Genomic DNA, 25446 nt, shown 5'->3' on the forward strand with positions numbered 1-25446 from the left:
CAAAAGAAAACAAAAACAAAAATATCATGGTTGTTTTAAACAAGCCATGATATTTGTTATCAGTTCTGGGATAAATGAATTAGTTCAAACCGTAGTTGTAGTCATCGTCTTGCATGGCTTCAACTTCACCAAGAAGGTAACCATTTCCGACTTGAGAGAAGAAGTCGTGGTTGGAAGTTCCTGTTGAAATACCGTTCATAACGATTGGGTTGACATCATCTGCTGAGTCTGGGAAGAGTGGATCTTGTCCCAGGTTCATGAGTGCCTTGTTGGCATTGTAGCGAAGGAAGGTTTTGACTTCTTCCGTCCAACCAACACCATCATAGAGGCTCTCTGTGTAACCTTCTTCATTCTCGTAGAGAGTGTAGAGCAGGTCGTACATCCATTCTTTGAGTTTTTCTTGCTCTTCTTCAGGTAATTCATTGAAACCAAGTTGGAATTTGTAACCAATGTAGGTTCCGTGAACAGACTCATCACGAATAATCAGTTTGATGATTTCCGCAACGTTAGCTAGTTTGTTGTTACCGAGATAGTAGAGCGGTGTGAAGAAACCTGAGTAGAAGAGGAAGGTTTCAAGGAAGACGCTGGCTACTTTCTTTTCAAGTGGGCTACCGTTTAGGTAGATTTCGTTAACAATCTCAGCCTTCTTTTGTAGGTAAGGATTGGTATTGGTCCATTCGAAAATTTCTTCAATCTCAGCCTTAGTATTCAAGGTAGAAAAGATTGATGAATAAGATTTAGCGTGGACAGATTCCATAAATTGGATGTTATTAAAAACAGCTTCTTCATGTGGAGTACGGATGTCTGCGCGAAGGGCTTGAACCCCTGTTTCAGATTGCATAGTGTCGAGAAGGGTTAAACCACCAAAGACTTTTCCAACTAAGTCTTTTTCCTTGTTTGATAGTTTTCTCCAGTCGTCTAGGTCATTTGACAAGGGAATACGTGTATCAAGCCAGAATTGCTCCGTCAGTTTTTCCCAAGTTGATTTGTCGATGACATCTTCGATGGCATTCCAGTTAATGGCTTTGTAGTAAGTTTCCATTTGAAATCTCTTTCTGTGTTTAATATTGCGAACTCACAATTATTTCTATTTTATCATAATTCTAGAGGAGTATCGCACAAAAAGTCGGAAGCCCGACTTTTTTGTTTTTCCATAGTATAGATGCTTATTCCAGTTTAATTTAGCAGGGTGAATGAATCACTTATCTGAGAAAATGTAGTTTCCTCAAGCAAAGATTAAATCACACAGCTTTCACATTGGTTAGCACCGACTTCTCCACCGTCATCTGTGAAAGTACGGACGTAGTAGATAGACTTGATTCCCTTGTTAAAGGCATAGTTACGAAGGATTGACAAGTCACGTGTCGTTTGTTTGTTTTCTTTCTTCCATTCGTAAAGTCCTTTTGGAATGTCACTACGCATGAAGAGGGTGAGTGAAAGTCCTTGGTCCACGTGCTCAGTTGCAGCAGCGTAAACATCAATCACCTTACGCATATCCATATCGTAAGCAGAAGTGTAGTAAGGAATGGTTTCTGTTGACAAGCCAGCAGCAGGATAGTAGATTTTACCGATTTTCTTTTCTTGACGTTCTTCGATACGTTGCGTAATCGGGTGGATAGAAGCAGAAACGTCGTTGATATAGCTGATAGAACCATTTGGCGCTACAGCAAGGCGGTTTTGGTGGTAAAGACCATCTGCTTGAACCTTGTCGCGAAGTTCAGCCCAGTCAGCAGCACTTGGAATAAAGACATCTTTGAAGAGTTCTTTAACGCGGTCTGATTTTGGAACAAATTCGCCAGTTACATACTTGTCGAAGTAGCTTCCCTTAGCATAGTCTGATTTTTCAAAGTTATGGAAGGTGATACCACGTTCACGCGCAATATTGTTTGACTCAACTAAAGTCCAGTAGTTCATAAGCATAAAGTAGATGCTTGTAAACTCAACAGACTCAGGTGACCCGTATTCAATCAGTTGTTGTGCAAGGTAGCTGTGAAGTCCCATGGCACCAAGACCAAAGGTGTGAGCTTGGCTATTTCCATGGTCAATAGTTGGCACAGCTACGATGTGCGAACTATCTGTAACGAAAGTTAAAGCACGAACCATAGCACGGATAGAACGACCAAAGTCAGGTGAAGTCATCATGTTGACGACGTTGGTTGAACCAAGGTTACATGAAACGTCCGTTCCCATTTGAAGGAATTCTTGAGCGTCGTTGATCAAGCTTGGTTCTTGGACTTGAAGAATCTCAGAACACAAGTTACTCATGATAATTTTTCCATCAACTGGATTTGCACGGTTAGCCGTATCAATGTTGACTACATAAGGGTAGCCAGACTCTTGTTGCAATTTAGAGATTTCAGTTTCCAAATCACGCGCCTTGATTTTTGTTTTGCGGATATTTGGATTTGCGACTAGTTCATCGTATTTTTCAGTAATATCGATGTAGTTAAATGGCACACCGTATTCAAGCTCTACAGAGTATGGGCTGAAGAGGTACATTTCTTCATTTTTACGAGCCAATTCGTAGAATTTATCGGGTACCACAACACCAAGTGAAAGGGTTTTTACACGAACTTTTTCATCAGCGTTTTCTTTCTTAGTTGAAAGGAAAGCGATGATATCTGGATGAAAGACGTTGAGGTAAACAACCCCTGCACCTTGACGTTGACCCAATTGGTTAGAGTAAGAGAAGCTGTCCTCAAAAAGCTTCATAACTGGTACGACCCCAGAAGCTGCTCCTTCATAGCCTTTGATAGGTGCGCCCGCTTCACGAAGGTTACTGAGGGTAATTCCCACACCACCACCGATACGTGAAAGTTGAAGAGCTGAGTTGATAGAACGTCCGATAGAGTTCATATCATCCGTTACTTGGATTAGGAAGCAAGATACTAACTCCCCGCGACGAGCACGTCCAGCATTCAAGAAGGAAGGAGTAGCAGGTTGGTAGCGTTGGTGGATGATTTCATTGGCAATATCGATTGCAACAGCTTCATCACCATCAGCGAAATAAAGGGCGTTAAAGAAGACACGGTCCTCCATACTTTCAAGATAGTATTCACCGTCATTAGTTTTCAAGGCGTACTGATTGTAAAATTTATAAGCTGCCATGAAAGATTTGAATTGGAAGTTTTGATCTTTAATAAATTGCGACATTTCTTCCAAAAATTCTGGACGGTATTTCTTGATAAAGGTTGTTTCGATGTAGTCGTGTTCAATGAGGTAGTCGATTTTATCAGTAATTGAATCAAAAACCATAGTGTTTGGAACTACATTTTCTTTAAAGAAGGCATCCAAGGCTTCTTTATCTTTATGAAGCATGATTTGTCCATTAACAGGACGGTTGATTTCGTTATTGAGACGGAAGTAAGTCACGTCCTCAAGATGTTTTAATCCCATAAAATTTCCCTTATCTAATTACAAAAGAAAGGCTTCTAAGTTAGCCCTAGAAGCAGTTTCTTCTGGATGATGTATTAAGATTATGCTAATTGTTTCAATTTTCCTGGTTGGAAACCTGAAAAGACTTCAGTTGGTGTTTGGATAACAGGAGCTGCGCTGAAACCGAGCTCTTTAACTTGATCGATGTACTCAGGTTGCTCATCAAGATTGATTTCACGATAAGCGACATTATTACTGTCCAAGAAACGTTTGGTCATTTTACATTGGACACAGTTGTTTTTAGAATAAACGGTTACCATTGTGTAACTCCTCTTTCAAAATAGATTACTTTCTTAGTATATCAGAAAATAAATTTTTGTCAATGATTTAAAACTAAATATAGTGGTCTATTTTTATAGATAACCAAACAAAGCACAATATATAGTGTTTGTTTTGTGAAAAAGTGATAATTATCCTATAAGTTGTTTTTTGAAAAACTATATCCTGTGTTTTGCCATCTAGGATAGAAGATTTTCAGCAAGTTATCTGAAAGGAAATCGAATAAATCCCATAAAATGCTTGAAAAAAATCCTAGAAGATGATATAATACCAAATTGTAAGGGTTATCACATATAACTCAAAAAAGAAAGAACAAAAGGAGAGTCAAACTATGGCTTCTAAAGATTTCCACGTAGTGGCAGAAACAGGTATTCACGCACGTCCAGCAACATTGTTGGTACAAACTGCTAGCAAATTTGCTTCAGATATCACTCTTGAGTACAAAGGTAAATCAGTTAACCTTAAATCAATCATGGGTGTTATGAGTCTTGGTGTTGGCCAAGGTGCTGATGTAACTATCTCAGCTGAAGGTGCAGATGCAGATGACGCTATCGCTGCAATCTCAGAAACAATGGAAAAAGAAGGATTGGCATAAGGAAAATGACAGAAATGCTTAAAGGAATCGCAGCATCTGACGGTGTTGCAGTTGCAAAAGCATATCTACTCGTTCAACCGGATTTGTCATTCGAGACTGTTTCAGTCGAAGATACAAACGCAGAAGAGGCTCGTTTGGATGTAGCTCTTGAAGCTTCTCAAAACGAGCTTTCTCTTATCCGTGAGAAGGCTGTAGGTACGCTTGGTGAAGAAGCGGCTCAAGTTTTTGACGCTCATTTGATGGTTCTTTCTGACCCAGAATTGATTGGTCAGATTAAAGAAACAATCCGTGCTAAGAAAGTCAATGCAGAAGCAGGTCTTAAAGAAGTGACTGACATGTTCATCACTATCTTTGAAGGCATGGAAGACAATCCATACATGCAAGAACGTGCAGCGGATATTCGCGACGTGACAAAACGTGTATTGGCAAACCTTCTTGGTAAGAAATTGCCAAACCCAGCTTCTATCAACGAAGAAGTAATTGTGATTGCGCATGACTTGACACCATCTGATACAGCTCAATTGGACAAAAACTTTGTAAAAGCTTTTGTAACAAATATCGGTGGACGTACAAGCCACTCAGCTATCATGGCACGTACACTTGAAATTGCAGCTGTATTGGGAACAAATAACATCACTGAAATCGTTAAAGACGGTGATAACCTTGCCGTTAACGGAATTACTGGTGAAGTCATTATCAACCCAACAGATGAACAAGCGGCTGAATTTAAAGCAGCTGGTGAAGCTTATGCTAAACAAAAAGCTGAATGGGCACTTTTGAAAGATGCTCAAACAGTGACTGCTGACGGTAAACACTTCGAGTTGGCTGCTAACATCGGTACTCCAAAAGACGTTGAAGGTGTTAACAACAACGGTGCAGAAGCTGTTGGACTTTACCGTACAGAATTCTTGTACATGGATTCTCAAGATTTCCCAACAGAAGACGAGCAGTATGAAGCATACAAAGCTGTTCTTGAGGGAATGAATGGTAAACCAGTGGTTGTTCGTACAATGGATATTGGTGGAGATAAGGAACTTCCTTACTTCGATATGCCACATGAAATGAACCCATTCCTTGGATTCCGTGCCCTTCGTATCTCTATTTCTGAAACTGGAGATGCAATGTTCCGTACACAAATCCGTGCCCTTCTTCGTGCTTCTGTTCATGGTCAATTGCGTATCATGTTCCCAATGGTTGCCCTTTTGAAAGAATTCCGTGCAGCCAAAGCAGTTTATGAAGAAGAAAAAGCAAACCTTCTTGCTGAAGGTGTTGCAGTTGCGGATGACATCCAAGTTGGTATCATGATTGAGATCCCTGCAGCAGCAATGCTTGCAGACCAATTTGCAAAAGAAGTAGACTTCATGTCAATTGGAACAAACGACTTGATCCAATACTCAATGGCAGCAGACCGTATGAACGAGCAAGTTTCATACCTTTACCAACCATATAACCCATCAATCCTTCGCTTGATCAACAACGTTATCAAGGCAGCTCACGCTGAAGGTAAATGGGCTGGTATGTGTGGTGAGATGGCTGGTGACCAAAAAGCTGTTCCACTTCTTGTCGGAATGGGCTTGGATGAGTTCTCTATGTCAGCAACATCAGTTCTTCGTACACGTAGCTTGATGAAGAAATTGGACACTGCTAAGATGGAAGAGTACGCAAACCGTGCCCTTACAGAGTGTTCAACAATGGAAGAAGTTCTTGAACTTCAAAAAGAATACGTTAACTTTGATTAATGTCATCAACCTTGTAACCTAGTTGCAAGGTTTTTTGCTACATTTTGGAAAAGTATAGTCTTATAAAGTCCACTTTTCAATGAGTCAGAGGCGTGATATAATAGGGGGAGCAAATAGAATAAGAGAGAAACTATGTCTAAAGAAATTGATATTGAGTATTACCATCAGCTAGCCTTGCAAAAGCAGAAGGAACATCGAAAAGTTTTAGCCAATCTAAAGAAAAAACCTCCTAAAAACCTAGACAAGCTAGCCCAGCAGATACACCAAGAAGTCTTTGCAGAGATTGATTGTACGGCTTGCGCTAACTGTTGCAAGACATTGGGGCCTGACTTCAAGGAAGCAGACATCACTCGTATTGCTAAGTACTTTAAGATGAAATTACCAGCTTTTGAAGCAGAGTTTTTGCAGGTAGATGAAGATGGGGACAAGGTTTTCAAATCCATGCCCTGCCCCTTTCTAGGAGGAGATAATCTCTGTTCCATCTATGATGTTCGTCCAAAGGCCTGTCGAGAGTTCCCCCATACAGATCGCAAAAAGATCCATCAAATCAACCATCTAACGATTAAGAATACCTTGACCTGTCCAGCAGCCTATCTCTTTGTTGAGAAATTAAAGGATAAGTTATAGAGATTGACTATCCTATTTATTATTATAAAGATACTGTTCTAACTCTGTAGAAATCATTTCTATGGAGTTTTCTCTTTATGGTCTATTTTTGAGAAATCATCAATTTATTTTTATAAAAAAGTAGTTATAAGGATTTTTTAAGCAAGTGAACGTATACTTATACAAACAAAAAGAAAGAGGTACAGCTATGAATTATTTAGTTATTCCAGCTTATCAACCTGATTTTAATTTGCTAACACTGATTGAAAAAATTCACAAGAAGGGTGATTTTTCTATCATTGTGATTGATGATGGTAGTTCTCCTGAATGTAAAGAAATATTTGCTCAGGCTGAAAACTATGGGACTGTACTTCGTCATCAGGTCAATCAAGGTAAGGGGCAGGCTTTGAAAACAGCTTTTGTTTACATTCAATCCCTCAAGATGCCTGGAACTATCGTTACAGCAGATGCGGATGGTCAACACAAGATTTGGGACATACTCCGCACTAGTAACAAGGCCAACGAAAATCCTAGCACTCTGGTTCTTGGTGTTCGTGCTTTTACTGGCAAGGTTCTCTTGCGTAGTCGCTTTGGAAATAGCTTGACACGTATCTTATTTAAAATCCAAACAGGCGTAGCAGTTTCAGACACACAGACAGGACTTCGTGCTTTCACGACAGACTTGATTCCTTTTATGATGGAAGTGGAAGGACAACGTTATGAGTATGAAATGAACATGCTATTGGAAGCCAGCAAACAATATCCGATTTTGGAAGTTCCTATTGAAACAGTCTATATAAACGACAATCAAGCTTCTCACTTCCGACCTATTCGAGATGGTTTAATGATTTACAAAAACATTTTGAAATTCGCTCTTTCATCATTTAGTAGTTTTATCGTAGATTATCTAGTTTATGCTTTTTTTATTCTTTTCTTGAGCTTTATTCCATCAGGTTTACACCTCCTCCTATCAAATGGGCTGGCTCGTGTGACCAGCTCTATCTTCAACTTTTCGACTAATAAAAAATTGGTATTTAAAAATAAAGCAAGTAATTTAAAAACAGGTGCAGGTTATTTAACCTTGTCTGTTGTTCTCTTTTTCTTAGATACTCTCCTAATTAGCCTTTTTAATACAGGTTTCGGAATCAATTTATTCATGGCTAAAATTTTTGTAGGAATGCTTCTCTTTGTGGTATCTTGGACTGTTCAGACACGATTTATTTTCAAAGAAAGGACTTGTTATCCAGTATGAAATTTTTTAAGAAAGCTTATCTATACGCCTCGGTCTTTGGCTTGCTTCTGACAAGTTCCTTTACCTATTCGATGTTAAAGACATTTGTACTAGCGGAGACTATCTCCACTGTATCTAATACCAGTTCTACATCTAACACAGAAGTAGCAAGTCAGGCAGTCCCAAATGCCCAAGTAACGGATACCAGCTATTCAGATGGGAGTATTAGTGTCAATCTAACTGAAAAGACGGTGAATGATACGAAAATCTATGTGGCGGATGTGACTTTGAGCTCTGCAGATTATCTGAAAACAGCCCTAGCTCAAAACTCCTATGGAACCAACGTTACAGCCAAAACCTCTGTGACAGCAGCTGAAAACAATGCTATTTTAGCTGTCAATGGCGACTACTATGGAGCTAATAGCTCAGGTTATGTTATCCGTAATGGTGTCGTCTATCGGGATAGTATCCGTGAAGACGCCAGTAATGGTGACCTTGCCATTTACAAGGATGGCTCTTTTAAAATCATTTATGAGAACCAAATCTCAGCTGACCAATTAGTTCAAGATGGTGTAGTTAATCTACTGGCATTTGGTCCGTCTCTAGTTGAAAATGGTGAGATTTCTGTCGGTATCAATACAGAAGTTGGTCAGGCTATGGCTTCAAATCCTCGTACAGCTATTGGAATTATCGATGAAAACCACTATATCATTGTTGTTTCAGATGGTCGTACCTCGGAGAGCAAGGGCTTGTCTCTTTACCAGATGGCAGAAGTGATGAAATCTTACGGAGTGAAGACGGCCTACAACCTAGATGGTGGAGGTTCTTCAACTCTCTACTTTAATGGTCATGTAATCAATAAACCGACTACAGGTGGAAGCAAAATATCAGAAAGGGCGGTGAGTGATATTGTCTACATCGGTTACTAAAAATAAAAACAAACGCCTCCAAAAGACGCTAGTCGGCTATAGTATTCTTACTATTTTCTTTTTAGTATTTAGCCGTATCTACGAGTCTTTCAGTTTTGGGGAAACCTCCCTTCATATGCACTATCTTTTTGTAGTCCCCCTAGTAGGGGGCGTCATTCTAGCATTACTGCTGAAAATCATTCCAAACTTAGGGCGAATCAGTCTAAACTTATGGAACTCGTCAGTAGCCGTTCTAACAACTGGTATGCTTTTTCGCGGAATCGTCAATCTATCAGGTCGTTCAACGACCCTAGATCAACCCTACTGGTATGTTGGTATAGCCTTTGCTTTGCTGGCTATAGTATCGCTTTTCCTTCAGAAGAAGAATAGTAAGAAATTAACTTAAAAATAAAGAAACTGGTTGTTGAGAGGAACAGCCAGTTTTTGCCTGTGGTATAATGAAGTAAGAAAAAACCTCAACCTACTTGAAAATGAAGGGAGAACTCCTGTGCCTAGACCGAAAACAAAAGAGGAGCTAGTATTAGCCTCTAAGGAGAATTATGAAAATCTCAAGCTCTTCATCTCTAAACTAAGTGAAGAAGAGTTGCAGACTCCTTTTGATTTTTTAAGAGACCAAAAGAAAAAGGAAGCGCACTGGAAAAGAGATAAAAATCTACGGGATGTTTTGATCCATCTTTATGAATGGCATCAATTACTTTTAACTTGGGTACATTCTAATCAAAAAGGTAATGAGATACCTTTTCTCCCTGAACCTTATACTTGGAAAACCTATGGAGAAATGAATGTCGCTTTTTGGAAGAAACACCAGAAAACGTCCTTAGAAGAAGCGACTAGACTCCTTGAACAATCACATAGAGAGGTTTTAGAGTTGATAGAAGTTTTTAGCAATGATGAACTCTTTAACAAAGGTGTCTATAAGTGGACGGGAGGGACAAGTCTAGGTTCCTACTTTGTCAGTAGCACTTCCAGTCACTATGATTGGGCTACGAAAAAGCTCAAAGTTCATCGGAAAAATTGTAAGTCTCATTAATTCAAGAAACAGTGAAATTTAGGAAAGATTTTTCTAAGTTTCTAATAGTTTTTTTCCTTGTCTTTGAGAAATTCTAGCTTTAGAATCTTTCAAAAATTAAAATTTAAGGCAATCAATGACTTAGAATAGTGCCAAAACATTTAGTTTATAGGAATTCTAAACCTAGAATTGCATGGATATTTATGAAGTTAGAGCATTCGATAGTTAGGATTGTTCTATTCTGAAAGATTTGAGCTGTCAATTGTATAGGATAGTGTTTTACCAATGAATTTTGTTGAAAGATTCCTTGTTTTATGGTAGTCTAAAGTAAAAGAAAGCCTTATCATTCTATTTGTATCTTTAATCTGACTTGGTTTAGGTCTAGAAGAAGGATAGATCTTTTTGGGATTTTAAATAACAATTATATTTTCACTTGCAAAAAATGTATTTCAACTTTACCTAATGTAGAAGAAAGAAATATCATGACATGCTTATGACTTGTTTGAAAGAGAATGTAAGCTAAAAATGGATTCTCTTTGCATATTAGGAGTAGGTAGATGAGTAGTTTAGAGTCAATTCGTAAAGCGCATATCATCGTGTGGGGTGCCTATCTATTTTTATCATTAAGGGCGCCGCTAATTAGCAGCACTGAGTATTTCTTGCTTATTTTTTTAGCGTTTCTCTATTCAATAGTATCGCTACCTATATACTCTGTGAAGAATAAAATAGTATCCATTTGTTTGGCTATAAACTCGATTCTGTTAATTAGTTTTCCAATTTTAATCAATAAATATTTCCCAGGAAACGTTTCTACTTATATCGTATTAATAAGTATTTTTATCCTGGAGTTCTTAATCTTTAATAAAATTGGTAGAGATTTTGATACTAGATTAGCTAGCGAGTATAGGAAAATCAGTCAGTTTAAAAGTAAGATGTCTCAATCTCCTTGGATAAAATATTTAGAGATTTCTAGTTTTATATTAACTATATTTCCATTTATTCTTCATGGTACAGTTGATAATCGTGTATTGACTCTTATCTTTTTGATAAAAATTTGTGTAGATACTACGATAAAGATTCTATTAAACAGAATCTTTAATTCAAGTGAGATGATGAAAAGGAGGATATTTTTTCTTTTTGTACTAGATTTGATTGTCTATTTATTTTTAGGCTATGTTTTAGCAATGCAAAAAGATGGATATCTATTTTCAATTCTACTAATTTTTTCTAATTTTTCACTTCCCTTTATCAGAGAAAAAGAGTATGAATTATTTAAAAATAAGAAGTGAGATAAATAGGGTTACATCTTAGTTTTCTTTAAAATTAAATAGTGAAAGGATATCTTATCTAGCTAACGAAGAGATAAAAACGAAGTTCTTTCTTTTGGGATAAATGTTACAGTAAACATAGCCACTGCTTATTTTATGGGGAATTAAATATGTTTAAACTAAGTGATAAAGTCAGAGTAGTCTTTGCTCTTTTAGGGGTAAGTTCCATATTGGTTAGTATGTATCTTATACCTTTTATTAAAACTGAGAATAAATTTTGGGAAATACTTTTATTTATATTAGGTGTATTGCTAATTGGAATTGCGTTACTAAATCCCCCAAAAAATTAAATTTTGGAAATAGCGTTAGTGAGTGGGTAATCATTTCTTGATTGGATTTTTAATGCTATTGATGAATGGGATGGCAAAAGTGACAATAAATTAAGGACAGGATGATAGTATTATAATGGTTGTTTTAATTTTGATGGTTGTGGTATTTCTGTATTATGTAATTACAGAGTATTTTCAGAATAGTTATATTGATTGTATACTATTTCTAACATTGCTGATTTCTCATTTGATATGGAATTACTATTTTTTGCCCATTGAAGTCTTAGTAGCATTAAGTGGAGTAAATTTGTTGTCAAGATTTTTCAAAAAAAAGAGAAGCCAATAGATTTGTTAGTGGATTATAAAGATCAAAGGTAAAATTGGGATATTTAAAATGAAACATTTTTTTGCAGGAATTGGTGAGATAAGATTTAGTAGTTATCTATTGTCTCTATGTGTAGGACTAGCCCCTCTTTTTCATATCTATGTAATAGGCTCTGAAATCAATTTTGTGAAAATAGTGTTATCTATTTTGGGAGTCATATTTGTATGTATTTTAACTATTGCTCGAATTTATAGAAGATTTTTCTATCATTCACTAGAATAGTATGGGTTAGTTTATCAATTGGAACTATTATTCTTTATGGTATTATACTGCTTTTAAGTTTTTACATTAAACAACTGGCTGAAGTGAAAGTTGTTTATCTTAGAAAGGAAAACCTCAAATTGTCCTACAAATTTCTACTTTTCGACCTTGACCACACTCTTCTTGATTTTGATGCTGCTGAGGATGTGGCTTTGACGCAACTTCTAAAAGAAGAAGGGGTTACAGATATTCAGGCCTATAAAGACTATTACGTTCCTATGAACAAGGCTCTCTGGAAGGACTTGGAACAAAAGAAAATCAGTAAACAAGAGCTGGTTAACACGCGCTTTTCTCGTTTATTTGCTCATTTTAGACAGGAAAAAGACGGTAGTTTTCTAGCCCAGCGTTACCAATTTTACCTCGCCCAACAGGGACAAACACTATCGGGTGCTCATGAACTCTTAGACAGCCTTATCGAGCGAGATTATGAGCTGTATGCTGCGACAAATGGCATTACTGCTATTCAGACGGGACGTTTGGCTCAATCTGGTCTGGCACCTTATTTCAATCAAATCTTTATCTCTGAACAGCTACAAACACAAAAGCCTGATGCTCTATTTTATGAAAAAATCGGTCAACAGATTACAGGATTTAGCAAAGAAAAAGCCCTAATGATTGGAGATTCTCTAACCGCTGACATTCAAGGTGGCAATAATGCGGGAATTGACACGATTTGGTACAATCCTCATCACCTCGAAAATCACACACAAGCCCAGCCGACTTATGAAGTCCATTCTTATCAAGATTTACTGGATTGCTTAGATAAACTGTAAAAAGTGGTTTAGATAGCTACTTTTTGCTATAATAGAGGCAGTAAAAACGAAGGAGTTGGCTATGGAACACTCGTCTTGGCATGCTTTGATTAAGGCGCAATTACCTGAGGGTTATTTCGGGAAAATCAATCAGTTTATGGAGCAGGTCTATTCTCAGGGGGCTATTTATCCGCCCAAGGAAAAGGTTTTTCAGGCTCTCTTGACAACACCGCTTGAAGAAGTTAAGGTGGTGATTCTAGGGCAAGATCCCTATCACGGGCCAGGTCAAGCGCAGGGCTTGAGTTTTTCTGTACCGGACTCTATCCCAGCTCCACCATCCTTGCAAAATATCTTGAAAGAATTGTCAGATGATCTTGGAGTTAAGAAATCACACGATTTGACGGCTTGGGCTGAGCAAGGAGTCTTGCTTCTTAATGCTTGTTTGACGGTTCCGGCTGGACAGGCCAATGGTCATGCTGGGCAGATATGGGAGCCCTTTACGGATGCTGTGATTCAGGTGGTCAATCATCTAGATAGACCAGTTGTTTTTGTACTCTGGGGAGCCTATGCACGCAAGAAGAAGGCCTTAGTTACCAATCCTCACCACTTGGTTATCGAATCAGCCCATCCCAGTCCTTTGTCGGTTTATAGAGGATTTTGGGGTTCCAAGCCTTTTTCCAAGACCAATACATTCTTAAAAGAGACAGGACAAGAGCCAATCGATTGGCTTAGATAAGGAGAAAATATGCCTCAGTTAGCGACAATTTGCTACATTGATAATGGGAAAGAACTGCTCATGCTCCACCGTAATAAGAAACCCAATGATGTCCATGAAGGCAAATGGATTGGTGTGGGTGGTAAGTTAGAGCGAGGTGAGACGCCTCAGGAATGCGCGGTGCGTGAAATCCTCGAAGAAACAGGGCTCAAAGCTAAGCCAGTTCTAAAAGGTGTCATCACTTTTCCTGAATTCACGCCAGATCTAGACTGGTACACCTATGTTTTTAAAGTGACGGAGTTTGAGGGGGACTTGATTGACTGCAACGAGGGAACGCTGGAATGGGTTCCCTATGACGAGGTTTTGAGTAAGCCGACTTGGGAAGGTGACCATACCTTTGTTGGGTGGCTTTTAGAAGATAAACCCTTCTTTTCAGCCAAGTTTGTTTATGATGGGGATAAATTGTTGGATACCCAAGTTGATTTTTATGAATAAAGGAGAAAGCAGATGCTACTAATCAAAAATGGTCGTGTAATGGATCCCAAATCTGGTTTGGATCAAGTATGTGATGTCTTGGTCCAAGATGGGAAAATTGTCAAAATTGCGCCTGAGATTAAAGAAGAAGGATCAGAACTGATTGATGCTAGTGGTCTTGTAGTTGCTCCTGGCTTGGTTGATATTCATGTTCATTTCCGTGAACCTGGTCAGACCCACAAGGAAGACATCCATACTGGTGCCCTAGCAGCCGCTGCAGGTGGTTTTACAACTGTTGTTATGATGGCTAATACTAGTCCAACCATTTCAGACGTGGAGACTTTGCAAGAAGTTCTTCAGTCAGCTGCCAAAGAAAAGATTAATGTCAAAACAGTTGCGACCATTACTAAGAATTTTAATGGGAAAGACTTGACAGACTTTAAGGCACTCTTAGAAGCAGGTGCGGTTGGTTTTTCAGATGACGGTATTCCGCTTGAAAGCAGTAAAGTGGTCAAGGAAGCCATGGAGGAAGCCAAAAAACTCAACACCTTTATTAGTCTTCATGAGGAAGATCCAGGATTGAACGGTATTCTTGGATTTAATGAAAATATTGCTAAAGAACATTTCCATATTTGCGGTGCTACTGGGGTCGCTGAGTACGCTATGATGGCGCGTGATGTCATGATTGCCTATGCAACTAAGGCCCATGTTCACATCCAGCATTTGTCTAAGGAAGAAAGTGTTAAAGTAGTTGAGTTTGCTCAGAGATTGGGTGCGCAAGTCACAGCAGAAGTAGCGCCACAGCATTTCTCTAAGACAGAAACACTTCTTTTGACACAAGGTAGCAATGCAAAGATGAATCCACCACTTCGTTTGGAATCAGACCGTCGTGCCGTTATCGAAGGTCTCAAATCAGGCGTCATCACAGTTATCGCAACTGACCACGCGCCTCACCATGCGGATGAAAAAAATGTCGAGGATATTACCAAGGCGCCGTCTGGTATGACTGGCTTAGAAACATCTCTTTCCCTCGGATTGACTTATTTGGTCGAAGCTGGGGAGTTAAGCTTGATGGAATTACTTGAAAAGATGACATACAACCCAGCCAAGCTTTATAACTTTGAAGCAGGTTACTTGGCTGAGAATGGTCCAGCGGACATCACTATTTTTGATGCTAAGGCTGACCGCCTTGTGGACTCCCATTTTGCTTCCAAAGCAGCTAATTCACCATTCATTGGTGAAAGCTTAAAAGGGCAGGTTAAATATACCATCTGTAAAGGACAAATCGTCTATCAAGCTTGATAGGAGTTGGAATATGAATTATTTTCGAAAACGTAGGGAGAGACAAGCAAAATCTAATAGCGGCATTTACTGTCCCGCAGCTAATCGTTCTAAAATTCAATATGAAACTAAAGAAAAAGCTGACCATGCGGTTCAATATGATAATGGAGGTTTAGTTAGAAGCTATTATTGTCGTACATGTGCGTGTTGGCATACTACTTCAAAATCTAATAACCCTCCGCTAAGTTTGAAAAACTATGGTCTGAAACTCTTTGGTTTAGATAAATCAGAATAGAAAGAGAAGTATGTATAAGACAAAGTGTTTACAAGAGAAGTTAGTATTATTTTTAAAAATTTTCTTCCCTATCCTGATTTATCAATTTGCCAATTATTCTGCCTCCTTTGTTGATACGACTATGACAGGTCAATACAGCACTATCGACCTAGCTGGTGTGTCTATGGCAACCAGTATCTGGAATCCTTTCTTTACATTCCTAACAGGGATTGTATCAGCCTTGGTGCCTATCATTGGTCACCATCTTGGTCGAGGTAAAAAGGAAGAAGTGGCGTCTGATTTTTACCAGTTCATTTATCTTGCCTTGGGTCTATCTGTGGTCTTGCTGGGGATGGTACTTTTCCTGGCACCACCAATCTTGAATCATATTGGACTAGAAGCTCCAGTGGCGGCAGTAGCGGTTCGCTATCTTTGCTTTTTATCTATCGGCATTATCCCCCTGTTGCTCTTTAGTGTCATTCGCTCCTTGCTGGATTCGCTGGGGTTGACCAAGCTGTCCATGTATCTCATGCTTTTGTTGCTTCCTCTCAATAGTGGATTTAATTATCTCTTGATTTTCGGAGCCTTTGGTGTTCCAGAACTGGGAGGTGCTGGTTCTGGTTTAGGTACTTCATTGGCTTATTGGGTTTTGCTGGGGATTTCTGTTCTAGTTTTATTTAAACAGGAGAAGCTCAAAGCCCTACATCTTGAGAAACGAATTCCACTTAATATGGATAGAATTAAGGAAGGGGTTCGCTTAGGTCTGCCTATTGGGGGAACTGTCTTCGCGGAAGTGGCTATCTTTTCCGTGGTTGGTTTGATTATGGCTAAGTTCTCATCCTTGATTATCGCTAGTCACCAGTCAGCTATGAACTTTTCAAGTCTTATGTACGCCTTTCCTATGAGTATCTCATCTGCTATGGCTATTGTCGTTTCCTATGAAGTGGGAGCCAAGCGATTTGATGATGCGAAAACCTATATTGTTCTAGGAAGATGGACAGCACTTATTTTTGCAGGCTTCACCTTATCTTTCCTTTACATTTTTAGGGAAAATGTGGCCAATCTTTATGGTAACGACCCAGAATTTATCGATTTGACAGCGCGTTTTTTGACTTATAGTCTTTTCTTCCAGTTAGCAGATACCTTTGCGGCACCCCTTCAGGGAATTTTGCGGGGTTATAAGGATACAGTTATTCCTTTTTACCTTGGTTTGGTTGGTTACTGGGGGGTGACACTCCCAGTAGCTATGGTATTCGACTCTCTAACAGATTTTGGAGCTTATTCTTACTGGATTGGTTTGATTATTAGTCTAATCGTGAGCGGGGCTCTCTACCGTTGGCGTCTAACTGTGATTATGAAGAGATTTGAATCTTTAGCAAAATCTAAAAGATAAAAAAGTTTGTGAAAAAATATTCTTAACAAGAAAATCCCTTATTCCTATGGGATTTTCTTTTTTAATTTGTGAAATTTTCTTTAGAAAAACTTTGACAGTACTTACCAAAAACGGTAAAATAGTAAGGTAAGAAGAAAGTTAGAAAGGCAAGAAGATGTCAACTTTAGATAAAAATCTTTTGCTAGAAATGTTCCGAAAGATGGAAGAAATCCGTCGTATGGACTTAAAAATTGCACAATTAGTAAAGAAAGGGAAAGTGCCCGGAATGACGCACTTTTCTGTTGGAGAAGAGGCAGCTAACGTGGGTGCTATGTTGGCTCTCAACCCAGATGACCTAATTACCTCAAACCACCGTGGTCACGGACAAGCTATTGCAAAAGGAATTGACCTCAACGGAATGATGGCTGAAATCCTTGGTAAATACACTGGAACCTGTAAAGGTAAAGGTGGTTCTATGCATATCGCCGACCTTGATGCTGGTAACCTTGGTGCCAATGGTATCGTAGGTGGTGGTATGGGGATCGCTGTCGGTGCAGCCCTCAGTCAGCAAATGCAACATACTGGAAAAATCGTTGTCTGCTTCTTTGGAGATGGTGCGACCAACGAAGGTGTTTTCCACGAAGCAGTAAACATGGCTTCTATCTGGAACCTGCCAGTCATTTTTTATTGCATTAACAACGGTTATGGTATCTCTGCGGATATTAAGAAAATGACTAATGTAGAACATATCCACCAACGTAGCGCTGCATATGGAATTCCTGGAATGTTCATCGAAGACGGTAACAATGTCATCGATGTCTATGAAGGGTTCAAGAAAGCCGTAGATCATGTTCGCAGTGGCAATGGTCCAGTCTTGATTGAAAGTGTTACTTATCGCTGGCTTGGTCACTCATCATCTGACCCTGGTAAATATCGTACGCGTGAAGAAGTGGAATTGTGGAAACAAAAAGACCCAATCGAAAACCTTCGCAAGTACCTCATTGAAAATACTATTGCAAGTGCTGAAGAATTGGAAGAAATCCAAGCGCAAGTCAAGGAAGCAGTAGAAGCTTCTGTTAAATTTGCAGAAGAAAGTCCATTTCCACCGCTTGAATCAGCATTTGAAGATATTTACGCAGACTAAGGAGAAAGAGATAAAATGGAAACAAAAACAATGTCCTTCCGTGACACCATTATCCTTGCTATGTCTGAGGAAATGCGTCGCGATGAAAATGTGTTCTTGATGGGAGAAGATGTCGGTGTCTTTGGAGGAGACTTCGGTACTTCTGTCGGAATGCTTGAAGAATTTGGCCCAGAACGTGTTCGTGACTGTCCGATTTCTGAAGCTGCCATCTCTGGAGCAGCAGCAGGAGCAGCCATGACAGGACTTCGTCCAATCGTTGATATGACTTTCATGGATTTCTCAGTTATTGCCATGGACAATATCGTTAACCAAGCTGCTAAAACACGTTATATGTTTGGTGGTAAGGGTCAGGTCCCAATGACTGTTCGGTGTGCAGCTGGTAATGGAGTTGGATCTGCAGCCCAGCACTCACAATCTCTAGAGTCTTGGTTTACTCATATTCCTGGTCTTAAGGTTGTGGCACCAGGTACGCCTGCGGACATGAAAGGACTGCTTAAGTCCTCTATCCGTGATAACAACCCAGTTATTATTCTTGAGTACAAGTCAGAATTTAACCAAAAAGGGGAAGTGCCAGTTGATCCAGACTACACAATTCCACTTGGAGTTGGAGAAATCAAACGTGAAGGTACGGATGTAACAGTTGTTACCTATGGAAAAATGCTTCGTCGTGTGGTTCAAGCTGCTGAAGAATTGGCAGAAGAAGGAATTTCTGTTGAAATCGTGGACCCACGTACCCTTGTTCCTCTTGATAAGGATATCATCATTAACTCAGTTAAGAAGACTGGTAAGGTTGTTCTGGTCAACGACGCCCACAAAACAAGTGGCTATATCGGAGAGATTTCAGCTATCATTTCAGAATCAGAAGCATTTGACTATCTAGATGCACCAATCCGCCGTTGCGCAGGAGAAGATGTGCCAATGCCTTACGCACAAAACCTAGAAAATGCAATGATTCCAACAGTTGAAAGCATCAAAGATGCCATTCGTAAAACTTATAACAAAGAATAGAGTTACATAAGATAAATTATGTAAAATAATTTGAGTTTTTAACTTTAGTAACTTGAGATATGTTTTGTATTCAAATGATTTGAAGAGTTGCGACAGGAGGGAGTCGAATCGATGTTATTCGACGAACGACTTAGTAAGTCTACTAGGTTGGCCGCTTGATAGCAGCAACCGTAACAACTTGAGATATGTGTTGTATCCAAGCTGCTTGTAGAGTTGAACTCGGGCTAAAGTCTGTGTGAAAAAGATAAACTTTCCTAGAAACTAAAGTTTCTTCATCAAGTTTCCTATTTTCACTTTGACTTTTGACGCCCTTAGTATCATTTAATTGAATTCGGACGGAGGTCTGCGAAAAAAAGATAGATTTCCTTGTGTTCATCGAACACATCGTCAATCTCCTATTTTTCATTGCCCTCTGCGTCCTTAATATCTTATATTCGAACACGGGCTAAAAGCTCGGAAAAAAGATAAATCTCCTTGACTTCATCGAAGCCTGCGTAGATTTCCTATTTTTCAGTCGCTTTTAACGCCCTTAGTATCATAAAATTGAACTCGGGCTAAAGTCTGTGTGAAAAAGATAAACTTTCCTAGAAACTAAAGTTTCTTCGTCAAGTTTCCTATTTTCACTTTGACTTTTGACGCCCTTAGTATCTTATAATAGAATTGGAGAGGTCATGGCTGATGACAAGCTAAGAGCGACTCCTGCAGCTAGAAAGTTAGCGGATGATTTAGGGATCAACCTCTACGACGTTTCTGGCTCAGGTGCAAACGGTCGTGTCCACAAAGAAGACGTGGAAACTTATAAAGACACAAACGTGGTTCGCATTTCGCCACTTGCAAAACGAATTGCCCTCGAACATAATATTGCTTGGCAGGAAATCCAAGGAACGGGTCATCGTGGTAAGATTATGAAGAAGGACGTTTTGGCCTTGCTTCCTGAAAATATCGAAAACGATACCATCAAGTCTCCTGCTCAGATCGAAAAAGTGGAAGAAGTTCCTGATAATGTAACACCATACGGTGAAATTGAGCGTATTCCAATGACACCAATGCGTAAGGTTATTGCCCAACGTATGGTTGAATCTTACCTAACTGCACCAACCTTCACGCTCAACTATGAAGTTGATATGACTGAAATGTTGGCACTTCGTAAGAAGGTTCTGGAGCCAATCATGGAAGCAACTGGGAAGAAGACTACTGTAACAGACCTTCTTTCACTTGCAGTTGTTAAAACTCTTATGAAACACCCTTACATCAACGCCTCATTGACAGAAGATGGCAAGACCATTATCACTCACAACTATGTCAACCTTGCCATGGCAGTTGGGATGGATAATGGATTGATGACACCAGTTGTTTACAATGCTGAAAAGATGACTCTTTCAGAGCTAGTCGTAGCCTTCAAAGACGTCATTGGTCGTACCTTGGATGGTAAATTGGCTCCAAGTGAACTGCAAAATTCAACATTTACAATCAGTAACTTGGGAATGTTTGGCGTTCAGTCCTTTGGTCCTATCATTAACCAACCAAACTCAGCTATCCTTGGTGTGAGTTCGACAATTGAGAAGCCAGTTGTCGTCAATGGTGAAATTGTGATTCGCCCTATCATGAGCCTAGGATTAACCATTGACCACCGTGTCGTAGATGGTATGGCTGGAGCTAAGTTTATGAAAGATTTGAAAGAATTGATTGAAAATCCAATCTCAATGTTGATTTAAGAGCAAGAATATTCATTTTTAAGATATAGAAAAAGGAAGGAAGACATGGCCTTAGAAGTAATTATGCCAAAAGCCGGCGTGGATATGACAGAAGGACAAATCGTCCAATGGAATAAAAAAGTCGGAGAATTTGTAAAAGAAGGAGAAATCCTTTTGGAAATTATGACTGACAAAGTCAGTATGGAATTGGAAGCCGAAGAAGACGGTTACTTGATCGCTATCCTAAAAGGAGATGGCGAAACTGTCCCTGTAACGGAAGTTATTGGTTATCTTGGTGAAGAAGGGGAAAACATCCCAACAGCTGGAGCAGTAGCGCCAGAAGCTAGTCCAGCACCTACAGCAAGTGCTTCAAATGATGATGGTAAAAGCGATGATGCCTTTGATATTGTTGTGATTGGTGGAGGTCCTGCTGGTTATGTTGCAGCCATTAAAGCTGCCCAACTCGGCGGTAAGGTTGCCCTTGTTGAGAAATCTGAACTTGGTGGAACCTGCTTGAATCGTGGATGTATCCCAACCAAGACCTATCTTCACAACGCTGAAATTATCGAAAACATCGGTCATGCTGCAAACCGTGGTATCGTAATCGAAAATCCAAACTTCACTGTAGATATGGACAAACTCCTTGAAACCAAGTCTAAGGTTGTTAATACCTTGGTTGGTGGAGTTGCTGGTCTTCTTCGTAGCTACGGAGTTACTGTTCATAAAGGAATTGGTACGATCACTAAGGACAAGAATGTCTTGGTAAATGGTTCTGAATTTCTTGAAACCAAGAAAATCATCCTTGCTGGTGGTTCAAAAGTCAGCAAGATTAACGTCCCTGGTATGGAATCATCTCTTGTGATGACTAGTGATGACATCCTTGAAATGAACGAAGTTCCAGAAAGTCTTGTTATCATCGGTGGTGGTGTTGTCGGTATCGAACTCGGGCAGGCCTTCATGACATTTGGTTCAAAAGTGACTGTTATTGAAATGATGGACCGTATCGTACCAGCTATGGATGCGGAAGTTTCTAAGAACCTTCGCTTGATTCTTGAACGCAAAGGTATGACTATCTTGACTGGTACTAAATTGCAAGAAATCATTGAGGAAAATGGTCAACTTCGTATCAAGGTTGAAGGAAAAGACGATATTATCGCAAGTAAAGCCCTTCTTTCAATTGGTCGTGTGCCAGACCTTGAAGGTATTGGAGAGGTTGAGTTTGAATTGGATCGTGGTCGTATCAAGGTCAACGAATACATGGAAACTTCAGTTCCAGGAATTTACGCACCAGGTGACATCAACGGTACTAAGATGTTGGCTCACGCAGCCTTCCGTATGGGAGAAGTTGCCGCAGAAAATGCTCTTAAAGGAAATCATGCTGTTGCCAAGTTGAATTTGACTCCTGCAGCTATCTACACACTTCCAGAAGTAGCAGCAGTAGGTCTCACAGAAGAACAAGCCCGTGCGAAATACGATGTTGCCATCGGAAAATTCAACTTTGCAGCCAACGGTCGTGCTATTGCATCGGATGCTGCTCAAGGTTTCGTTAAAGTTATTGCAGATAAGAAATACGGAGAAATTCTTGGTGTTCATATTATCGGTCCTGCAGCTGCAGAATTGATCAATGAGGCGTCAAGCATTATCGAAATGGAAATTACTGTTGAAGAAATGCTGAAGACCATCCACGGACATCCAACCTACTCTGAAGTGATGTATGAAGCATTTGCGGATGTTCTAGGAATGGCCATCCATTCACCTAAGAAAAAATAAAAGAAAGATAGATTAGACTGGAAAGGTGTTTTCCAGTCTCTATCGTATAAGAAGGTATCTCATGAAATACATTATCAATCATTCAAACGACACTGCTTTTAATATCGCCTTGGAAGAATATGCCTTTAAACACCTTTTGGATGAGGATCAAATCTTCCTACTTTGGATTAACAAACCATCTATCATTGTCGGACGTCACCAGAACACTATCGAAGAAATCAACCGTGATTATGTTCGAGAAAATGGTATTGAGGTGGTTCGCCGTATCAGCGGTGGTGGAGCTGTTTACCACGATTTAAATAACCTCAACTACACGATTATCTCAAAAGAAGATGAAAATAAGGCCTTTGACTTTAAGAGCTTCTCAACTCCGGTTATCAATACCCTGGCTCAACTTGGGGTTAAAGCCGAGTTTACAGGTCGTAACGACTTAGAAATTGATGGCAAGAAATTCTGTGGAAATGCCCAAGCCTATATCAACGGCCGTATCATGCACCACGGTTGCTTGCTCTTTGACGTTGATTTGTCAGTCCTTGCTAACGCCCTCAAGGTTTCGAAGGACAAATTTGAATCAAAAGGTGTGAAATCGGTTCGTGCCCGTGTAACTAATATTGTCAATGAATTGCCAGAAAAAATCACAGTTGAAGAATTCCGTGACTTACTCTTGGAATACATGAAAAAAGAGTATCCAGAGATGACAGAATACGTTTTTTCTGAGGAAGAATTGGCTGAAATTAACCGTATCAAAGATACTAAGTTTGGAACTTGGGACTGGAACTATGGTAAATCACCTGAATTTAACGTCCGTCGTGGAACCAAATTCACTAGTGGTAAGGTGGAAGTCTTTGCTAATGTCGTCGAATCAAAAATCCAAGACATCAAGATTTATGGTGACTTCTTTGGTATTGAAGACGTTGCTGCAGTAGAAGATGTCCTTCGTGGAGTGAAATACGAACGCGAAGATGTCCTTAAGGCGCTAGAAACCATTGATATTACACGCTACTTCGCTGGTATTAGCCGTGAAGAAATTGCTGAAGCGGTAGTTGGATAAACCAAAAAGAAGTTGGTTGTAGGACCAGCTTCTTTTTTAAAATCATATATTACATAATTTATTTTATGTATTTTATAAACTATCTAGAGCATTCTTTTGTTCATCATTAATGATATGGGTATAGAGGTCAGTGACTTGTGTGCTGGCATGTCCTAGCTGGTGACTGACCAAAACTTGCGATTTAGTGGCATCATAGAGCCTGGTTGCTAACGTATGGCGCAGTTTGTGGGGTGTTACACGCACTTTAAAATCTTCAGAGTACTTAGCAACCATTTTCTCAACGCTAGAAGCATCGATACGATTAGGAATACCTCTGTAGAGTGTCAAAAAAAGGGCTGTATCTGTTTTTTCCGTCTTATAGCGTTGATTTCGAATGGCTAGATAATTCTCTAGATAAGGCTTAGCAAAGGCAGCGACATTGACCGAATCACGTTTGCCACCTTTTCGAGTGACATCAATAATCATCATTTTGAGATTGAGATCTCTTAGATCCAGATTAACAGCTTCAGATAAGCGGACACCAGACGCCAAGAGAAGGGCAATAATGGCCAAATCACGTTCTTTATTTTTATTAAATGAAGATAGAGCGCGATTTGAAAGTTGTTGTGGATACTCTTGGTCGATATAAGTTAGAAAACCTTCTGTTTCATCACCTAGAAAGAGTTTTTGCTTGATGTTTTCAGCTCTGGCAGCAAGCGTTTCTTTCTTTTTTTTGGTTGAAACTTTCTTCATTACATTGCGATAGAAATAAGGTTCCCCCTGGTCGTTTTCGACTTCCTCGGTTAGATACTTATAAAGACTGGAAAGAGCTGACAAGGTTCGATTGATAGTTGTCTGAGAAACACCTTGTTTGGTTGTATTAGCATTGAGCAAAGGACGTTCACGTAGGTAAAGGATAAAGGCTTCCATATCTTTCTTTGACATGTTTTCCAAGACAGATAAAGGAATATCAGACATTTTATCAGCGTTTGAAATACCAGACTCTAAAATCCAACTGAAAAATCGATCGTATTCCTTGAGGTATTCGTACAAGGTTGTAAAACTGTAAGGTACAGCCAGCTTAGATTGGTAGTATTCCAGAACATACCAGGGCATGATTTGTTTTAGTTTGTCGATTCGTTCTAATAAAATCTCACGTTTCATGTATTTTCTCCATAAATAAGTCTACTAGTAGTATAGCATAGGCTTATATATTTTTCAAGAAAATTATAGTTTTTCGGAAAGATGTTGCATAGCCTTCTATTAAAGTAACTAAAAATGATTTAATAACAGTTAATAAAGTCCGATAACTAAAAAATTTTTTTGGTACAAGTTAGCAAAAAATGTACTTTATTCTTGAGAAACTAACACAAAGACTTGGTTCTTTTTTCATAGGAACCAAGTCTTTGTGTTAGATATGAATCCACTAAAAATTTTTCAAAGTCATTCTTGTAATTCAATTTCTCTAATGTATTTAAATTTGTGCACCAAGGCGGATAAAATCGCATGGACATTTTTCCTTTGCTGTTTTTTGTTGAGAGAATTTTCTTACAAATAGCAACTTCGTTTGGAATAATAAATAGCCCCTTTTTATCATTATCGATGACAACGATAACAAGTTCAGTTCCCAAATCTTCATTGGTGTAAGGAATGTTCATGTTATTTTTGTCTTTTTTTCAAAAAACTGTAAAATACCCTTCTTTTTTCGGTGTTCTTTTTGCTAAGCGGCATCTTTTATATCCTTGCTCATCCTTTATTTTGATAAGAATACCTTCGTATTTTTCATTCCACTTTTCTTTAATGAATTCAAAATCACCATAAAATTCATATAGAACATCTAGTATTTTCATTATGATGTATTCTTCC

26 protein-coding genes and 1 pseudogene are annotated in these 25446 nt (G+C 39.1%); 22 read left to right on the forward strand and 5 right to left on the reverse strand.

Annotation, left to right across the window (positions count from 1 at the left end; genetic code table 11):
* Positions 1 to 79 precede the first annotated feature (79 nt).
* The 3 genes from nrdF to nrdH form a co-directional block, all read right to left on the reverse strand.
* Positions 80 to 1042: a class 1b ribonucleoside-diphosphate reductase subunit beta gene (gene nrdF, locus HMPREF0851_RS06190; RefSeq protein WP_000451365.1), complete on the reverse strand. Its 963-nt coding sequence runs from the start codon at positions 1040 to 1042 to the stop codon at positions 80 to 82.
* A 194-nt stretch (positions 1043 to 1236) separates the two neighbouring features.
* Entirely contained in the window at positions 1237 to 3396 is a 2160-nt protein-coding gene (gene nrdE, locus HMPREF0851_RS06195; RefSeq protein ID WP_000523263.1) for a class 1b ribonucleoside-diphosphate reductase subunit alpha, read from the reverse strand.
* Positions 3397 to 3476: 80 nt separating this feature from the next.
* Entirely contained in the window at positions 3477 to 3695 is a 219-nt protein-coding gene (nrdH, locus tag HMPREF0851_RS06200; protein ID WP_000259240.1) for a glutaredoxin-like protein NrdH, read from the reverse strand.
* Between the two features lie 350 nt (positions 3696 to 4045).
* Here nrdH and HMPREF0851_RS06205 point away from each other — a divergent pair, with 350 nt between their 5' ends.
* The 22 genes from HMPREF0851_RS06205 (at position 4046) to HMPREF0851_RS06305 (ending at position 23601) form a co-directional block, all read left to right on the forward strand.
* On the forward strand, positions 4046 to 4309 hold the full coding sequence (locus HMPREF0851_RS06205) for a phosphocarrier protein HPr (RefSeq protein WP_000146947.1): 264 nt from the start codon (positions 4046 to 4048) through the stop codon (positions 4307 to 4309).
* Positions 4310 to 4314: 5 nt separating this feature from the next.
* Entirely contained in the window at positions 4315 to 6048 is a 1734-nt protein-coding gene (ptsP, locus tag HMPREF0851_RS06210) for a phosphoenolpyruvate--protein phosphotransferase (RefSeq protein WP_000138149.1), read from the forward strand.
* A 132-nt stretch (positions 6049 to 6180) separates the two neighbouring features.
* Positions 6181 to 6675, forward strand: coding sequence for a YkgJ family cysteine cluster protein (locus tag HMPREF0851_RS06215; protein ID WP_000031485.1), 495 nt, complete (start codon positions 6181 to 6183; stop codon positions 6673 to 6675).
* 187 nt (positions 6676 to 6862) lie between these two features.
* Positions 6863 to 7906, forward strand: a complete 1044-nt coding sequence (locus HMPREF0851_RS06220; protein ID WP_001108591.1) for a bifunctional glycosyltransferase family 2/GtrA family protein — start codon at positions 6863 to 6865, stop codon at positions 7904 to 7906.
* Positions 7903 to 8814 (forward strand): phosphodiester glycosidase family protein, encoded by a 912-nt coding sequence (locus HMPREF0851_RS06225; protein WP_000667757.1) that lies wholly within the window; start codon positions 7903 to 7905, stop codon positions 8812 to 8814. The genes HMPREF0851_RS06220 and HMPREF0851_RS06225 overlap by 4 nt, the downstream gene beginning before the upstream one ends.
* On the forward strand, positions 8789 to 9199 hold the full coding sequence (locus HMPREF0851_RS06230; protein ID WP_000603933.1) for a hypothetical protein: 411 nt from the start codon (positions 8789 to 8791) through the stop codon (positions 9197 to 9199). Before HMPREF0851_RS06225 ends, HMPREF0851_RS06230 begins: the two co-directional genes overlap by 26 nt.
* Before the next feature lie 102 nt (positions 9200 to 9301).
* Positions 9302 to 9844 (forward strand): ClbS/DfsB family four-helix bundle protein, encoded by a 543-nt coding sequence (locus HMPREF0851_RS06235; protein ID WP_009014184.1) that lies wholly within the window; start codon positions 9302 to 9304, stop codon positions 9842 to 9844.
* 536 nt (positions 9845 to 10380) lie between these two features.
* Positions 10381 to 11112 carry a hypothetical protein gene (locus HMPREF0851_RS06240; protein WP_000096331.1) on the forward strand — a complete coding sequence of 244 codons (732 nt, stop codon included), beginning with the start codon at positions 10381 to 10383 and terminating at the stop codon, positions 11110 to 11112.
* 149 nt (positions 11113 to 11261) lie between these two features.
* On the forward strand, positions 11262 to 11441 hold the full coding sequence (locus HMPREF0851_RS16750) for a hypothetical protein (protein WP_000475581.1): 180 nt from the start codon (positions 11262 to 11264) through the stop codon (positions 11439 to 11441).
* Between the two features lie 112 nt (positions 11442 to 11553).
* Complete coding sequence (locus tag HMPREF0851_RS16400; RefSeq protein ID WP_042764040.1) at positions 11554 to 11766, forward strand: hypothetical protein; 213 nt, start codon at positions 11554 to 11556, stop codon at positions 11764 to 11766.
* Between the two features lie 48 nt (positions 11767 to 11814).
* Positions 11815 to 12027 carry a hypothetical protein gene (locus HMPREF0851_RS16405; protein WP_009014185.1) on the forward strand — a complete coding sequence of 71 codons (213 nt, stop codon included), beginning with the start codon at positions 11815 to 11817 and terminating at the stop codon, positions 12025 to 12027.
* A 119-nt stretch (positions 12028 to 12146) separates the two neighbouring features.
* The gene (locus tag HMPREF0851_RS06255) at positions 12147 to 12839 is read left to right on the forward strand and encodes a YjjG family noncanonical pyrimidine nucleotidase (RefSeq protein ID WP_000120622.1); all 693 of its coding nucleotides are present in this window, start codon (positions 12147 to 12149) and stop codon (positions 12837 to 12839) included.
* Between the two features lie 61 nt (positions 12840 to 12900).
* Complete coding sequence (locus HMPREF0851_RS06260; RefSeq protein WP_000401324.1) at positions 12901 to 13554, forward strand: uracil-DNA glycosylase; 654 nt, start codon at positions 12901 to 12903, stop codon at positions 13552 to 13554.
* Between the two features lie 9 nt (positions 13555 to 13563).
* A complete protein-coding gene (locus HMPREF0851_RS06265; RefSeq protein ID WP_001135784.1) occupies positions 13564 to 14028 on the forward strand; it encodes an NUDIX hydrolase in 465 nt (154 codons plus the stop codon).
* A gap of 12 nt (positions 14029 to 14040) precedes the next feature.
* Positions 14041 to 15309 (forward strand): dihydroorotase, encoded by a 1269-nt coding sequence (locus HMPREF0851_RS06270; RefSeq protein ID WP_000924518.1) that lies wholly within the window; start codon positions 14041 to 14043, stop codon positions 15307 to 15309.
* 13 nt (positions 15310 to 15322) lie between these two features.
* Entirely contained in the window at positions 15323 to 15583 is a 261-nt protein-coding gene (locus HMPREF0851_RS06275; RefSeq protein WP_001105926.1) for a hypothetical protein, read from the forward strand.
* Positions 15584 to 15593: 10 nt separating this feature from the next.
* The gene (gene pdrM / locus HMPREF0851_RS06280; protein WP_000278517.1) at positions 15594 to 16955 is read left to right on the forward strand and encodes a sodium-coupled multidrug efflux MATE transporter PdrM; all 1362 of its coding nucleotides are present in this window, start codon (positions 15594 to 15596) and stop codon (positions 16953 to 16955) included.
* Between the two features lie 154 nt (positions 16956 to 17109).
* Entirely contained in the window at positions 17110 to 18078 is a 969-nt protein-coding gene (locus HMPREF0851_RS06285; RefSeq protein WP_000105356.1) for a thiamine pyrophosphate-dependent dehydrogenase E1 component subunit alpha, read from the forward strand.
* A 15-nt stretch (positions 18079 to 18093) separates the two neighbouring features.
* Positions 18094 to 19086 (forward strand): alpha-ketoacid dehydrogenase subunit beta, encoded by a 993-nt coding sequence (locus tag HMPREF0851_RS06290; RefSeq protein ID WP_000448714.1) that lies wholly within the window; start codon positions 18094 to 18096, stop codon positions 19084 to 19086.
* 671 nt (positions 19087 to 19757) lie between these two features.
* Positions 19758 to 20801, forward strand: coding sequence for a dihydrolipoamide acetyltransferase (locus tag HMPREF0851_RS06295; protein WP_000752717.1), 1044 nt, complete (start codon positions 19758 to 19760; stop codon positions 20799 to 20801).
* Positions 20802 to 20846: 45 nt separating this feature from the next.
* Positions 20847 to 22550: a dihydrolipoyl dehydrogenase gene (lpdA, locus tag HMPREF0851_RS06300; RefSeq protein ID WP_001162898.1), complete on the forward strand. Its 1704-nt coding sequence runs from the start codon at positions 20847 to 20849 to the stop codon at positions 22548 to 22550.
* A gap of 61 nt (positions 22551 to 22611) precedes the next feature.
* Positions 22612 to 23601 (forward strand): lipoate--protein ligase, encoded by a 990-nt coding sequence (locus HMPREF0851_RS06305; protein ID WP_000873999.1) that lies wholly within the window; start codon positions 22612 to 22614, stop codon positions 23599 to 23601.
* Between the two features lie 72 nt (positions 23602 to 23673).
* Here the strand turns inward: HMPREF0851_RS06305 and xerS are convergent, their stop codons facing one another.
* Together xerS and HMPREF0851_RS06315 are read right to left on the reverse strand one after the other, a co-directional pair.
* Positions 23674 to 24744 carry a tyrosine recombinase XerS gene (gene xerS, locus HMPREF0851_RS06310; RefSeq protein WP_000817850.1) on the reverse strand — a complete coding sequence of 357 codons (1071 nt, stop codon included), beginning with the start codon at positions 24742 to 24744 and terminating at the stop codon, positions 23674 to 23676.
* 200 nt (positions 24745 to 24944) lie between these two features.
* A pseudogene (locus HMPREF0851_RS06315) lies at positions 24945 to 25430 on the reverse strand (MepB family protein).
* Positions 25431 to 25446: the final 16 nt, after the last annotated feature.

This window comes from Streptococcus sp. M334, assembly GCF_000187745.1.
Taxonomy (GTDB): domain Bacteria; phylum Bacillota; class Bacilli; order Lactobacillales; family Streptococcaceae; genus Streptococcus.

Coding starts and splice junctions, on each gene's coding strand:
- nrdF (WP_000451365.1), bottom strand. CDS start 1,042: ATGGAAACTTACTACAAAGCCATTAACTGGAATGCCATCGAAGATGTC.
- nrdE (WP_000523263.1), bottom strand. CDS start 3,396: ATGGGATTAAAACATCTTGAGGACGTGACTTACTTCCGTCTCAATAAC.
- nrdH (WP_000259240.1), bottom strand. CDS start 3,695: ATGGTAACCGTTTATTCTAAAAACAACTGTGTCCAATGTAAAATGACC.
- HMPREF0851_RS06205 (WP_000146947.1), top strand. CDS start 4,046: ATGGCTTCTAAAGATTTCCACGTAGTGGCAGAAACAGGTATTCACGCA.
- ptsP (WP_000138149.1), top strand. CDS start 4,315: ATGACAGAAATGCTTAAAGGAATCGCAGCATCTGACGGTGTTGCAGTT.
- HMPREF0851_RS06215 (WP_000031485.1), top strand. CDS start 6,181: ATGTCTAAAGAAATTGATATTGAGTATTACCATCAGCTAGCCTTGCAA.
- HMPREF0851_RS06220 (WP_001108591.1), top strand. CDS start 6,863: ATGAATTATTTAGTTATTCCAGCTTATCAACCTGATTTTAATTTGCTA.
- HMPREF0851_RS06225 (WP_000667757.1), top strand. CDS start 7,903: ATGAAATTTTTTAAGAAAGCTTATCTATACGCCTCGGTCTTTGGCTTG.
- HMPREF0851_RS06240 (WP_000096331.1), top strand. CDS start 10,381: ATGAGTAGTTTAGAGTCAATTCGTAAAGCGCATATCATCGTGTGGGGT.
- HMPREF0851_RS16750 (WP_000475581.1), top strand. CDS start 11,262: ATGTTTAAACTAAGTGATAAAGTCAGAGTAGTCTTTGCTCTTTTAGGG.
- HMPREF0851_RS16405 (WP_009014185.1), top strand. CDS start 11,815: ATGAAACATTTTTTTGCAGGAATTGGTGAGATAAGATTTAGTAGTTAT.
- HMPREF0851_RS06260 (WP_000401324.1), top strand. CDS start 12,901: ATGGAACACTCGTCTTGGCATGCTTTGATTAAGGCGCAATTACCTGAG.
- HMPREF0851_RS06265 (WP_001135784.1), top strand. CDS start 13,564: ATGCCTCAGTTAGCGACAATTTGCTACATTGATAATGGGAAAGAACTG.
- HMPREF0851_RS06270 (WP_000924518.1), top strand. CDS start 14,041: ATGCTACTAATCAAAAATGGTCGTGTAATGGATCCCAAATCTGGTTTG.
- HMPREF0851_RS06275 (WP_001105926.1), top strand. CDS start 15,323: ATGAATTATTTTCGAAAACGTAGGGAGAGACAAGCAAAATCTAATAGC.
- pdrM (WP_000278517.1), top strand. CDS start 15,594: ATGTATAAGACAAAGTGTTTACAAGAGAAGTTAGTATTATTTTTAAAA.
- HMPREF0851_RS06285 (WP_000105356.1), top strand. CDS start 17,110: ATGTCAACTTTAGATAAAAATCTTTTGCTAGAAATGTTCCGAAAGATG.
- HMPREF0851_RS06290 (WP_000448714.1), top strand. CDS start 18,094: ATGGAAACAAAAACAATGTCCTTCCGTGACACCATTATCCTTGCTATG.
- HMPREF0851_RS06295 (WP_000752717.1), top strand. CDS start 19,758: ATGGCTGATGACAAGCTAAGAGCGACTCCTGCAGCTAGAAAGTTAGCG.
- lpdA (WP_001162898.1), top strand. CDS start 20,847: ATGGCCTTAGAAGTAATTATGCCAAAAGCCGGCGTGGATATGACAGAA.
- HMPREF0851_RS06305 (WP_000873999.1), top strand. CDS start 22,612: ATGAAATACATTATCAATCATTCAAACGACACTGCTTTTAATATCGCC.
- xerS (WP_000817850.1), bottom strand. CDS start 24,744: ATGAAACGTGAGATTTTATTAGAACGAATCGACAAACTAAAACAAATC.